The sequence below is a fragment of the Kitasatospora sp. NPDC003701 genome, assembly GCF_053587085.1.
In genome coordinates this window covers 141,353-154,111 of sequence record NZ_JBSFNM010000017.1, presented here as the reverse complement: position 1 = coordinate 154,111, position 12,759 = coordinate 141,353, and the positions used below count along the sequence as shown (strand labels likewise).

The window sequence follows — 12,759 nt, the reverse complement described above, 5'->3', positions numbered from 1 at the left end:
GGTGGTGGGCGCTGCTACGCGCCCACCACCTGCGCCGCCAGCTCCAGCAGGAGCTGCCTGCGGCGATCCGGGCGCTGGCGGACCCGGACACCCCCGCTGATACTGACCACCCCCTGCTGCTCCAGTGCGCCGAGCGCGCGCTGGAGCAGGCCGAAGAGGGCGGAGGGTCGGCAGGCCCGCTCGTCGTACCCGAGGAAGTCCTCGCCCTGCGGCTGCGGCGGGTGGCCCAGGAGGACGGCCGCGGCGTCGCCGACGGTGAACTGCTCACGCCCTTCCAGAAGGGACAGTGCGAGGAGGGCCGCGGCGCGCTCGGCACGCAGGCGGTGGCGGTCGTAGAGGGCGAGGTCGCCGCCGAGGAAGACGTGCGGGACGGTCAGGGCGTTGAGGACGAGCCGGAGCTTGAAGGGCGCGGAGTTCAGGAACCAGGGCTCCGCGACCACCGCGTCCACCCGGATGTCGCCCTCGGGGGTGATGGTGAAGCCGCCGAGGGCGGTGGCACGCTCGACCTGGCCGGTGGTGGCGTGGAGCTTGCTCTCGTAGGACACCTCCTGGTCGAGGGCCAGGCCGTGGCGGCGGTGGAGGCCGATCACATCGCCGGCCAGGGCCCGCGCCTGGTCCGCGGTCAGCGGTTCGGCGCCAACGAGGAGCAGGTCGAGGTCGGAGGCGGCCCCGGCGCCGCCGTCGGTGTGCGAGCCGTAGGCCAGCCCGTAGCCGTCGGCGAGGTGGGCCGCGCGCAGGGCGCAGGCGTCGGCCAGCAGGTCTCGCGCGGCGGGGCCGCCCTGGCGCGGCACCCGCCGGTCGGTGCTCATGCCGCGTCCGAGGGTCGCTGGAGCGGGAGGTGGCGTTCGGCCGGCCCGGCCCAGAAGTCGACCAGGTACGTGCCGGTGGGGATGAACACCTGGCCGTCGGGCTGGAGGTGGTCGGCGACGAAAGCGTCGATGGCGCGGTGGACGTCCGGGTCGTCCAGGGCGGGCAGGGACTTCATGTGCACGGTGGTGAACCAGGCCCGGGCGGCGTCCTCGTTCGGCGCGACAGCGATGCCGCCGTGCCGGGTGACGTTCAGGCGTCCCTGCCCGCGGGCCTCGGCGGCCCGCAGCTCGTCGAGGAGGATCTCGCGGGTGTAGCCGCGGCCGGTGCCGGGGAACGGTGCGACCTTCTCCCAGGCCCGCGTCACCAGCTGCTGCTCGGGCGTCTCCGCGTCGAAGAACAAGGCCAGAAAGTGGCCGCCCGGGGCGAGCAGGCGCACGATGTCGCGCACCAGGCGCCCGGCTTCGGCCCGTCCCTGCTGGGCGTCGGGCCGCGCGACGATGCCGTCGGCGCTCAGCTCCTCGAAGTAGTCGCCCAGCGGGTAGCTGAGCGACCAGAACGCGCCGACGACGTCGAACGTGCCAGCCATCCCGGCGGCCAGCATCCGCTCGACCGAGAGGGTGGTCTCCTGCTGCAGGGCCTCGGCGCCGGGGTAGCGGGATCGGAAGGTGTCGATCATGGACTGGCTGTAGTCGGTGGCGCGCAGGTGCCGGGCGTACGGGGCCAGGGCGGCGGTGACGCGGCCGGTGCCGCAGCCCAGCTCCGCGACCCGCAGGGCCCGCTCGCTGCCGGGCTGCCCGTAGTGGCGCTCCATCAGCAGGCGGACGAGGTCGGTGTCCTCGACCCCGTCGAAGTAGTGCGGCAGCAGGAGCTGGTCGTACAGGCCGGGGGCCTGGTAGATCTCCCGGAAGGCGTCGTGGGTGGCGGGCATGGTGCTTCCTCTCGTCGTGGTCCGGTCGGCCGGGGTGCGTGCCGCCGCCGCGCTCGCGGCGGCGGCACGGGCGGGTGGGCTACTCGAGTTCGCGGCCCAGCGCGGTGACGTAGTCGAGGACGCCGGTCAGGTGACGCTCCTCGATCCGCAGGTTCTGGCCCATGAACCGCAGCGGGTGCAGGACGGCCCCGGCCCGGAACATGCCGTCGTCGGGGAGGGTGAACTGGTGCAGGTGCCAGGCGCCCTCGGCGAGCATCCGCTCGTGGATGGCCTTGTTGACGGCGTTGATCCGCTCGACGTCGGGCGCGCCAGGCTCGGTGCCGGTGGGGAGGTACATGAACGCCACGGCCGTCAGGTCCGGCTCGTTCAGGCGCACGAGGTGCGGCGAGGCGTCGACCAGCTCGGTGAAGCGCCGGGTGGTGGCGAGCCGCTGGTCGATCATGGCGGCCAGGCCGGCGCGGCCGTACGCCTTGATCATCATCCAGAGCTTCAGCGACAGCCACGCCTTCGACCCGATGAACGGCGTGGTCTGCCCGATCGCGAAGTCCTCCTGCATGATCAGGTCGGAGTAGCTGGCGACCATCCGCATGTGCTGCGGGTCGCGGACCAGCAGGGCGCTCATCGCGTAGGGGATGCCCATGACCTTGTGCGGGTCGACGGTGATGCTGTCGTACCCGCCGATCCCGTCGATCTTGTCGGCGAGCGTGCCGGTCAGCGCGCAGGCCAGGCCCCAGCAGGCGTCGGCGTGCAGCCAGATGCTGCTGTCGATGGAGCGCACCAGGTCGTGGACGCCGCGCAGGTCCTCGATGGTGTGAGTGCGGCTGTCGCCGGCGTAGGCGATGACGGACATGACGGTTCCGGCCTGCTCGCGCAGCGTGCGCTCCAGCGCCCGCTGGTCGTAGCGGAAGCCGACGGTGTCGACCTCGACCAGGCGCGAGCCGCAGCCGATCCACGCCATGGCGCTCTTGACGCTGTAGTGCCCAATCCCCCGGGGCACGACGATCGACATGCGCGAGGGGTCCGTGATGCCCCGGTCCATCGTCCCCGGCACCCGGTGCTCGCGGGCGAGCATCATGGCGACGGTGTTGCTGAGCGTGCCGCCGTGGGTGACGCAGCCGCCTACATCCCAGATCGACTCGGTCTGGCCGGCCTGGGGGTTGCGGTAGCCGAGGAGTTCGCGCAGCCACCGCAGCACCGCGATCTCCACGAAGGTGGCGGTCGGGGAGTCGAAGGACTGGTTGATCAGGTTCTGCTGCGTGAACAGGGCGAGCAGCCCGCCGCAGATCGCCGCGACGTCATCGCCCGTGTCGCCGAAGCCGAGGAAGAACGGGCTGTTCTCGTTCTTGCACTCGGGCAGGACGTCGCGGACGAACTCGTCGAGCACCGTCTCGATCGGGCTACCGCTCTCGGGCAGCGCGGTGAGGAGCCGGTCGCGCAGTTCGGTGGGGGGTCGGCGGGACTCGAACACCGAGTCGCCGAGCTTGAAGTCGAGTCCGAGGTCGATGAGACGGCCGAACAGCGTCTGCAGCTGCTCTCGGCGCTCGGGGGTCAGGTGGCGCGGGCGGAGGTCCACCGCGGTGGGTGCGGTCATCGGTGCTCTCCCAGCGGGTCCGGGGCGGCAGCTGCACGGCTGCCACGGGGCACGGCCGCGACGGGGCCCGGCAGGGCCGCGGGGCCTGAGCCTCGGCGCCCGTGCCGGCGGTTCGTCGCGATCGGCGGGAGTTCAGGAAAGCTCCGTCAGGCGCTGGTGAGGAGGTTCATACGGGGGGTTCATTAGCCTCCAAGCGGGTTCACCCGCAGGCGAGTTGCGGTCTAGGCTGACCTCTCCCGTCTCGCGGCCCGCAGTACGGGACGGGTAGTCGGAGGGGGAGTACCTTGGACGACGAATCGCACCGACCCGGAGAGAACGCCGACCTCGCCCGGATCTTCGAGGCGTCCGGATACAGCCGAAAGGCCCTGGCGCACCGCGTCAACCAACTCGCACGGGATGCCGGCCTGTCCCGGCGGTACACCCATACGAGTGTTCTTCGCTGGCTTCAGGGGCTGCCGCCCCGGCAGCCGATTCCCGCTCTCGTGGCCGCTGCGCTGGGCGAACGCCTCGGTCGGCGCCTCGCCGAGGCGGATATCGGCATGGCCGGGGCGCACGACCCGCTGGAGACGATGGGGTTGGATTTCCCAAGGGATCCGATCGCCGCCGTGCGCGGCGCCGCCGCCTTCTGGAGCAATGTGCACCGTCGTCAGTTCCTCGCCAGCACCGGCTTCGCCGCTTCCGCCTACGCCACGCCGGTGACCCGCTGGCTGGCGGTCCCCGAGGCCGCCCCGACGCCGCCGCGCGGCACCCGGTTCGTCGGACAGAGCGACGTCGAGGAACTCTGGGCGGCGGCCGACGACGCTCGCCGCCAGGACAGCCGCTTCGGAGGCGGCCACTGGAAGGCGTCGTCCGTCAGCCAGTGCCTCACCCAGGAGGCAGTGCCGCTGCTGAACGGCCGCTACTCGGAAGCGGTCGGCAAGAACCTCTTCTCCGCCACCGCGGAGCTGTCCAGGGTGGTCGGCTGGTCTGCGGTCGACACCGGGCACCATGACGCCGCCCAGCGGTACTTCATCCAGGGCCTGGCCATGGCCCGCGCCGGCGGCGACGTCCAGGCGGGCTCGTACATCCTGGGCACGATGGCCCTGCAGACTCTCCTCGCAGGCGACGCCGACCAGGCCGTGGACATGGCCCAAGGGGCCTACGACCGCGGCAAGAAGGCCGCTGCCCCGCGCGTGCTCGCCTTCATCAAGCTGATGGAGTCCCGCGCACACGCCCGGCTCGGCGACGCACCCGCCGCCTCCGCCGCCCTCCGCCAGTCAGAGAAACTCCTGGAGACCATCCGTCCCGGCACCCGTGACCCGGAATGGCTCGCATACTTCACCCACGAACGGATCGCCGCCGACGCAACCGAGATCTACCGAGACCTGCGCAACCCCCGCGCGGCCCTCTCCTGGAACCGCCAAGCCGAGGCCATGCCGCAAGGCAGCTACACCCGCTCCGTCGGCATGCGCCTGGCGATCGTCGGTACCACTCACCTCCAACAGCGCGACCTCGACCGCGGTCTCCACATGGGCCGTGAAGCTATCGCGGTCCTCGGGCAGGTTCACTCCCCGCGCGCCCGCAGCTACGTTCTCGACCTGGTCGGAGCGCTGAACGAGTGGAAGTCCGAACCGCGAGTGATCAGCTTCATTCGCCATGCCCGTGCCGGACTCGCTCACCTCAACTGAAACCTTGCGAGGCCAGATGCGGCGCGGCCCAGTCCCGGTGTGCTCGAACTGCTTGCAGGTACACCCCGGCGGGCGGCATTCTGACTGGGTCACCATGCGTACAGTCGCGGCAACCTGGCGGTGAGGTTGAGTCCCGTGGTCGAGGCGCCGGACCGCTACCAGCCGAAGGGACCTCGGTGAGCTCCGTCTTCCTGGAGGTACGAAAGCACCGGCCAGCGCGCTCCGATTACCCATGGCTGCCGATGCAGGGACTGGGAGCCGTCGTCCAAAATCGTGACCTGGTGCGAGTGCTGTGCGGTCCCGCTGCATGGTGCCGGAGGTGAACGGGTGAACGAGTTTCGTCGCCGCGTAAAGGCGAGGCGCTGGACTTACGAAGCATTCGCCTTACATTTCGGCCGCGCGGCGGTAGAGACGGCCGAGCTGAAGCAGGATCACCGCATCGCAGCCGTCTCCGTCTCACACCGCAGCTTCACCCGCTGGATGGCCAGCGACTTGAAGGGCCTCCCGAACTCCGAGACGTGCCTGGTGCTGGAGCACCTCCTCGGTCTTCCAGCGGAAGATCTCTTCGGGGCCATCCCGCAGCCTGCCGCGACGGCTTCCGTCGCTCTGCCGACAGAGGTGGCAGCGCAGATGCCGGAACCTGTGGGGGCCCGGTTCGTCGATCCGTCCCTTGTTCCGCACTGGACGGGGATGCTGCAAATCCTGGCGACGACGCACAATGCCTTCGGACCAAGTCAGCTCCACCAGACCGCAGTCCACGAGATGTCCGTGATCGGCCAGTTCCGGCAGCGGACCGGCGGTCAACTCTTCGCGGCCCTACTTGCCGTCGAGTCGCGCTGGGCGGAGTTCGCGAGCTGGACAGCCGAGAACACGCCGAACGGCCCGGACGCCGGGTTCTGGCTCGACCGCTCGCTGCAGCTTGCCCAGGACGCGGGGCACACCCAGCTGGTCTCCTACGTCAGGATGCGCCAGGCGCAGCGCGCCGTCGAGCGGCACGAGGTCTCGGACGCATTATCCCTCGCTGGCCAGGCGTGGCAGGCCGCCGGCGAGAATCCTCGCGACCGCGCTCTGTGTGCGGTCCGTCAGGCGCAGGCCCACGCCCTCGCGGGCGACGGACGGGGTAGCCGTTCGGCGATCGCCGAGGCAGCGAAGCTGGTCGACCTCGCCGACATGACCGAGGGCCTGGACGACCCGTCGACTATCGGTCGGCACTGCGTCTCCGCCTACGTCCAAGCGCACGAGGCCAGTTGTCAGATGCTGTTGGGCGAGTTCGCGCTGGCAGCGTCGGCGCTGGAGCAGGTGCTTGGCACGTGGCCGGCGGGCTTCCGGCAGGACGAGCTTCTTGCCCAGGTCTGGCTGGCAGTCAGCTACTTCAACACGGGTCGGCTCGCCGAGGCCGGGTCGCTGGGGAGCGAGGTGCTATCCGCCAACGCGACGGTCGGCTCCAGCCGTGTCCACCGCGGCCTGCGGCAGCTTGCCCTTCTGGCCGGACGGGCCGACCAGCAGCAGCCGGAACTACGGACGTTCCGGTCCTCACTCGCTCTCATCCCTCCCAGAATGTGACCATGAACTTCCCTCTCCCGACGTCCACCACCACCGATGAGCGGAGCCGTGCGGCCAAGGTCGCGGTGCTCCCCGTCGGCAGCTTCGAGCAGCATGGCGGCCACCTCCCTCTGTCCACGGACACGCTCATGGCCTGCGGCATCAGCGAGGCTCTGGCGCGCGCGTACGACCTGCTGCTGCTCCCTCCGATCACCATCGCCTGCTCCCACGAGCACGCCGGGTGGCCGGGAACCGTCAGCATCCGCTCCCGAACGCTGAACCTGGTGATCACCGACGTCGCTGCCTCGCTCCAGGAGTCCGGCGTCGAGCAGTTGGTGGTGGTCAACGGCCACGGGGGTAACTACGTCCTCGCCAACATCGTCCAGGAGGCGAACACCGGGCCAGCGCCACGCATGGCGCTCTTCCCCCGGCGGGAGGACTGGGAGCACGCGCGGGCCGTCGCCGAACTGGCCAGTACCGGGCACGAGGACATGCACGCCGGAGAGGTCGAGACCTCGGTCCTGATGCACCTGTGGCCCGAGGTCGTCCGTGACAGTTACCAGCAGGCCGACCATGTGGCTGACCGGCCCCATCTGCTGGTCCGCGGCCTTGGGGCGTATACGCCCACGGGCGTCATCGGCCGTCCCTCGCTCGGTACCCCGGAGAAGGGCAAGGCGGTGCTGGAGGCGCTGACCGCCGCCTTCGCTGAGACACTCCGGGAGTTGCAGAGCAACGCCGTGGCATATCCCGTCCACAGCGAGCCGGGCAACGGCTGACGAAGGGGGGTGGGCAACAGTGGGAGAGCTTGTACCCCGGCTGAAGGTCCTGGCCCAGGAGATGGGTTGGGGCACCTTCGAGCAGTTCAATCTGCAGTTCGCCCACTTCGCGCGCGTCGCGGCGGAGCAGACGGGTGAACGAAGGCTGGCGAGCGTACTCGTCAGCCGGCGCAGCTACACCCGATGGATGACCGTCGGCCTGAAGGGCACACCCACCACCCGGCCGGGGATCGTCCTGTCCTACATGTTCAGGATGTCCGTTGAACGGCTCTTCGAACTCGTCGACCCCGAGGCCCTCGGCGGCCCGTTTCACGCGATTGCGCCGTCCGCCGCGGCGGCATCCCCTCCCGTGCTCGATCTGGACGACCCCTTGGCCGTGCTGGACCGGGCCCGGCGCCTGACCACCTCCAATGTGGACGCCTCACTCCTGGGTATGGCGCGGACCGCGATCCTCAGCATCGTCGAGCGATACGAGGCGCTGGGGCCCCAGCAGCTCGCAGGCGAGGCGAAGCTGCTGCGCACGATGCTCCACACCCTGCTCGACGGCCAACAGCCGCCGGCGCGGCGCGCCGAGCTGTTCCGGCTCACCAGCCAAGTGTCGGGCCTTCTGGGCTACATGGCCGTCAACGCGGCGCGTCCGGACGCGGCATCCGCCTACTCCGAGGAAGCGCTGCTGCTCGCTGAGGCGATCGGCGACGTCGAGCTGCAGATGTGGGCCCGGGGAACCCAGTCGCTGGGCCTCTACTACCAGGGGCAGTACCGGGAGGCGGACGAGGCGGCGGCGGCCGGGGTCGCCCTGGCCCCGCACCATCCGCAGGCGATCCGGCTGCTGGCCAACGGGCGCGCCCGGGCTATGGCCCGGATGGACCGCCGTGCGGAGACCGAGCGGGCGATCGGGCAGGCCCTGGCGCTGACGGAGGCCCAGCCCGTGCCCGGCGGGCTGACGGCGTGCATCTCCTTCGAGCCGTACTCGCGCGCCCGGACGGTGGCTAACGTCGTCACCGCGTACCTCTCGCTCGGGGACGCGCCGCAGGTGCTGCGCTTCGCCGAGGAGATCGACCCGCTGATCGAGGAGTCCGACTCCGGGTGGAGCCGGGCCCTGGTGGGCCTGGACGTCGCCACGGCACTGCTGCGGCAGCAGAACCCCGAAGTCGAGCACGCCATGCACCTGGGGCGTACCGCCCTTCGGTCCGGGACGGCACCACCGATCACTTCGGTCCTGCAGCGCGGAGTGGAGCTGTACCGGGAAGCCAACCGGTGGCGCACCGAGCCCGCGGTAGGGGACTATGCCGAGGAACTGCGGGCGTGGCGGGCCCGGCCGGCGGCGCTGCCGCTCGCCGCCGGGCGCCCGCCGGACGAGTCGTGAACGGATGGGTGAGCACGCGTTGTCTCTGCTGGCGGCCGACAGCCGGTCCTTCCCCCCGGACCCGCCCGGCGATCTCGACGACGCTGCGGCCATCGTCCACACCGACCAGCAGGCGTTTGACGCCGTCGAACGCATGGGCGACCACTGGGCCCGGCCGGGCTGGTCGGACCGCACCCGGCGGCTCTACTGGATGCTGACCTTCGACGACCGGGAGCTGATCGACCGCGCGGCCCAGTGCCAGCACGCGCTCGCGGACCTCGGTCTCGACCAGGTCCCAGCCGATGGGCTGCACCTGACCGTCCTGCGGATCGGAGACGCCTCCGCCGTAACCCCCGCGACCGTCGACGCCCTGGCAGAGAGGGTCGCCGCACTCGCCCTCCCCCGCCTGCCGCTCCTGGCCCATCCCCTGGCCGGATCACGGGGTGCGGTCCGCTTCTCGGTGACCCCGTGGACGGACCTGGTCGCGCTCCACGCCCAACTCGCCCAGGCCGGGCTGGAACTCGGAGTGCCCGGCGGCAGCAGCACCGCCCGGTTCCGGCCCCACCTCGGCATCGCGTACAACCCCGTGGAGCGCGACGCCCAGCCCGTCGTCGAGGCCGTCAGCGCGCTTCGGCGCTTCGCCCCCGTGTCGGTCACTGTCGAGGCGGTCGACCTCGTGGAGCTGCGCCGGGAACGGTCCGCCTACCGGTGGACCGTCCTCCGCCGGGTGCCGCTGGTGTAGCCGCCGGGCTGCCCTCACCTGGAGTCAGACGGGCGTGGCCACGGGGGCCTCCTGCGTCCCGGTCGGCAGTTCGGTGCGCAGCCGGGCGTAGATGCCCGCTATCAGGTCGAGGTCCTCGACACTCAAGGCCAGGTCGAGGCTGTCGAAGTTGGTGGCGACGTGGTCAGGAGTACCGAAGCCGGCTAGGACCGCGGTGTGCTGGCCCCGGCTCAGGCAGTAGCGCAGCGCGGCCATGGCCAGCAGGCCCGGCCGGTCCCCCAGGCGCTGGCGCAGCGGGTCCGTCAGCCGGTGGAGGATCTCGCCTCGCTTCCGACCGGGCACCGTCGACGATGCCCGGTCGGGTCGGCCGGTGAGGAAGCCGCCCGCTAAGGGGGCGGTGATCAGCACGCCGGCGTCATGGCGTGCTGCGAAGGCGAACAGGTCCTCGTCCTCGTCGAGGTCGATCAGCGGAGTGAGCGCGTTGAAGTCGGCGAGGACGACGTCCGGTTTGATCAGTCGGAAGAGCTGTAGGAACCGGCCTGTGTTCTCCAGGATCTGGTCACCAGCCAACTCGGCGCGCGGCCCGCGAAGGCCGATGGCCCCGATGTAACCGAGCTGGTGCAGGGTCTGCATCTGTTCGATCGCGGGGCCCAGGTACCGGTCGTTGTCGCCGAAGTCGAAGGTCGGCAGTACGTACAGGTCGATGCGGTCTAGGCCGAGGTTGTCCATGCTCTGCTCGAGTTGGTGCTTCAGATGCGGGCCGGCGTAGGGGTGCGGTGCTGAGCCACGATGCCCGATCTTGCTGCTGACCTGCAGATTCAGGCCCTGGCGGCGGGACTCTTGCAGGACTCTGCCGAGAAGCCGTTCGGCGTGGCCGTCGCCGTAGGTGTCAGCGGTATCGAACAGCGTCGCTCCTCGCTCGACCGCGCTGCGCATACCGTCCATCCACTGCTTGTCGGTGGTCACCGCTCGGCCGCGTGGCTTCTCGCCGATGGCCCGACAGCCGACCCCTAGCGGATGGACCGCCAGTTGGGAGGTGAGCAGCCGGGGCGTCACCTGAAGGCTCATCAGGATGCGGCTCCCAGCGAGAAGACGGCCACCACGGCCACGCCGGAGGAACCCGGCGACGATGCCGTCTCCACGCCCCATCCTGCGGCGTAGGCGTCGACGAGGAAGAGGCCGCGGCCACCTTCCGCCAGCTGTAGCGCATCCACGCGCTGCTCCTCCGCGTCGGACTCGGCCGACAGGTTGTCCGTGATCTCTTCAATGCTGCCGCAAAGGTCTTCGACCACCACGACAGCTCCCCGCTCGTAGAGCCTGAGGATGAGGCCCACCGACCCGCCGCCATGCGTGTCGGCGTTGGTGACGAGCTCGTCCGTGACCAGCACGATGTCGTCGACGAGCTCGGGCACCCGCCGGCCGAGGGCCGACCGCACGGCCTTGCGTGCCACTGCGGGTGGCCGATCCGCGTCCGCGAAGCGGATCTCAGTGGAGTCGAGCAGGTCGCCGAGCTTGTGCTCGTTGACCAGGCCGGGGATGTCTTTGGTGGGGGGCATCGTCGCCTCCTCGCGCTGTGGTGCTCCCTGCGGCGCGGGCCCTACTTCGGCCCAAGTCCACGGTGGCGCACCGCGGGGCGGCACCACTAGGCCGCGAGGTGGCCACATGGTGGCCACCTCGCGCTTCGGCGGATGCGCTACCTGGGGCGACAAACCGTCATAAACAGTGCATTCGACGGGGTGCTGTCGGGGTGCGCGCTAGCGAGGTGGCCACCAGGTGGCCACTCCACGGCCTAGTGGTGCCGCTGATTCACGGCAACGGTTGTGACACCGCTGCCGCCGGGGGCGTCCCCCGACCTTCGGCGGCAGCGGATCCATGACCGAGTTCCTTCAATCCCTGGGACTTTCCACGATGCTGATAGACGAAGTTCTCGGCGCGCTGTCCGCCGTGGCCGCGGCATCGCGCACCGCCGTCCGCTCCGCACCGCCTGCGGCCGGGTGGGCTGGCCGATGCTGACGACCGGGATCGTAGCCGCTGCGTCATCCGCCGCTGCCGTCGTCGCCGCACTCCTGTGGCTGCGTGAACGCGCGGCGCATCGCCGCACCCGGGGCCAAGTCGCAGCTCGGGCCGAGTCACTGCACACCCGTGAGGCGGCGCTGCGGCTGCTCGCTGAGGGGTGGCTGCCGGCGCTGGTGCACGGGTGGAGGGAGCCATTCGACCCGACGCCGGATGACGTGCTGCTCGGCACCGCCTTCGCGGCTGCACTTGAGGCGATCGTCGCCGACGCCCGGGCTCTGGCTCGGGGGCGTGCCGAAGAGCAGGAGAAGGCCGCACAGTGGCATGGCCAGGCCGCTTCCGCAACGCATCGGCTCGGAGAGCTCCAGGAGACGCAGCGCAGCCAGGCGCTCGCCGATCAGCTGCCCGCGTGGACGGAGGCGCTGCTGCTGCTGGCCAGGCGGGCGCATCCGCTGGTGGACCAAGCGGTGGTGGGCCTGAGCGAGGCAGAGCGGGGCGTGGAGGACCCCGAGCTGCTGGATCTACTGTTCGGCGTCGACCACCGCGCGGTACTGCTGCGGCGCCTGATCGAGAACGCAGCGCTGCTCGCCGGGCAGGTCCCGCGCGGGCTTGCGCGCAGCACCGCCCTGGCCACCGTCCTGCGCACCGGATCTGCGGAAATCCATGCATTCCAGCAGGTCAAGCACATCCCACCGAGCCAGGAGCTGTACCTGCCCGGCCATGTGGCCTGGGCTCTGACGCGGATCGTGGCCGAGCTGTCGGACAACGCGACTCGCTTCTCCCCGCCCGAGTCATCGGTCGTGGTCGATACCGCGGTGGTGGCCGAGGGCGTGCTGGTGACCGTTCAGGACCGCGGCCTGTCCCTGCCACGTGCGCACCTGGAGTGGCTTAACGGAGTCCTGGCTTGGCCGGAGGGTCCGTCGGCGATCCAGCAGCTGCGCTCAGGACAGCTCGGCCTGCTGGTCAGCGCGCGGCTGGCGCGCAGCCACGGGCTCACCGTCTCGCTGGAGGCCACTTCGCCGGGCGTGCGAGCCGCGATCTTCGTCCCCGGCCGGTACCTGACCACGGAGGCGCCGCCGGCGCCGCCCGAGGCTGGCCATCTGCCATCTGCCGTGGTGGGACCGAGGGTCCAGCCATCCGTGGCCAGCGCAGCGCCGCCAGGGCGCACCGGCTCCGGGGCCCCGCCCCTACCGCGGCGGGTACGGGCGAGCGTGCCGCCTGCGACGGCGAGGCCCGAACGCGTCCCGGCTACCCCGGGGACCAAGCCGCCCTCGGCCTCAACGGCGCTGGCGGCCAGCTGGCTCGCTGGCAGCCGGCAGGCGGATCTGCAGACCACCGAGCCTTCTCAGAGTTGATGGAGAGAGAC

The 12,759-nt window shown here is 70.9% G+C and carries 11 protein-coding genes; 6 read left to right on the top strand and 5 right to left on the bottom strand.

Annotated features, from left to right (window positions below; genetic code table 11):
• Window positions 1-14 precede the first annotated feature (14 nt).
• The 3 genes from ACWDRR_RS18830 to ACWDRR_RS18820 form a co-directional block, all read right to left on the bottom strand.
• A complete protein-coding gene (locus tag ACWDRR_RS18830; protein WP_449773305.1) occupies window positions 15-809 on the bottom strand; it encodes a hypothetical protein in 795 nt (264 codons plus the stop codon).
• Entirely contained in the window at window positions 806-1,738 is a 933-nt protein-coding gene (locus ACWDRR_RS18825; protein ID WP_449773304.1) for a methyltransferase domain-containing protein, read from the bottom strand. Before ACWDRR_RS18825 ends, ACWDRR_RS18830 begins: the two co-directional genes overlap by 4 nt.
• 79 nt (window positions 1,739-1,817) lie before the next feature.
• Entirely contained in the window at window positions 1,818-3,329 is a 1,512-nt protein-coding gene (locus tag ACWDRR_RS18820) for a pyridoxal phosphate-dependent decarboxylase family protein (protein ID WP_449773303.1), read from the bottom strand.
• Between the two features lie 284 nt (window positions 3,330-3,613).
• Between ACWDRR_RS18820 and ACWDRR_RS18815 the strand changes: the two genes are divergently transcribed.
• From ACWDRR_RS18815 to ACWDRR_RS18795, 5 genes are all read left to right on the top strand, one after another.
• Window positions 3,614-4,996 carry a sporulation protein gene (locus tag ACWDRR_RS18815; RefSeq protein WP_449773302.1) on the top strand — a complete coding sequence of 461 codons (1,383 nt, stop codon included), beginning with the start codon at window positions 3,614-3,616 and terminating at the stop codon, window positions 4,994-4,996.
• A 327-nt stretch (window positions 4,997-5,323) separates the two neighbouring features.
• Complete coding sequence (locus ACWDRR_RS18810; RefSeq protein ID WP_449773301.1) at window positions 5,324-6,559, top strand: tetratricopeptide repeat protein; 1,236 nt, start codon at window positions 5,324-5,326, stop codon at window positions 6,557-6,559.
• 2 nt (window positions 6,560-6,561) lie between these two features.
• A complete protein-coding gene (locus ACWDRR_RS18805) occupies window positions 6,562-7,314 on the top strand; it encodes a creatininase family protein (RefSeq protein WP_449773300.1) in 753 nt (250 codons plus the stop codon).
• 19 nt (window positions 7,315-7,333) lie between these two features.
• The gene (locus ACWDRR_RS18800; protein WP_449773299.1) at window positions 7,334-8,680 is read left to right on the top strand and encodes a hypothetical protein; all 1,347 of its coding nucleotides are present in this window, start codon (window positions 7,334-7,336) and stop codon (window positions 8,678-8,680) included.
• 4 nt (window positions 8,681-8,684) lie between these two features.
• Window positions 8,685-9,401 carry a 2'-5' RNA ligase family protein gene (locus ACWDRR_RS18795; RefSeq protein ID WP_449773298.1) on the top strand — a complete coding sequence of 239 codons (717 nt, stop codon included), beginning with the start codon at window positions 8,685-8,687 and terminating at the stop codon, window positions 9,399-9,401.
• Window positions 9,402-9,425: 24 nt separating this feature from the next.
• On the opposite strand, the gene ACWDRR_RS18790 is transcribed toward ACWDRR_RS18795, so the two are convergent.
• Window positions 9,426-10,448 carry an aldo/keto reductase gene (locus tag ACWDRR_RS18790; protein WP_449773297.1) on the bottom strand — a complete coding sequence of 341 codons (1,023 nt, stop codon included), beginning with the start codon at window positions 10,446-10,448 and terminating at the stop codon, window positions 9,426-9,428.
• The gene (locus tag ACWDRR_RS18785) at window positions 10,448-10,936 is read right to left on the bottom strand and encodes an ATP-binding protein (protein ID WP_449773296.1); all 489 of its coding nucleotides are present in this window, start codon (window positions 10,934-10,936) and stop codon (window positions 10,448-10,450) included. The genes ACWDRR_RS18790 and ACWDRR_RS18785 overlap by 1 nt, the downstream gene beginning before the upstream one ends.
• Window positions 10,937-11,386: 450 nt before the next feature.
• Here ACWDRR_RS18785 and ACWDRR_RS18780 point away from each other — a divergent pair, with 450 nt between their 5' ends.
• The gene (locus ACWDRR_RS18780; protein ID WP_449773295.1) at window positions 11,387-12,748 is read left to right on the top strand and encodes an ATP-binding protein; all 1,362 of its coding nucleotides are present in this window, start codon (window positions 11,387-11,389) and stop codon (window positions 12,746-12,748) included.
• The last annotated feature ends 11 nt before the right edge of the window (window positions 12,749-12,759 follow it).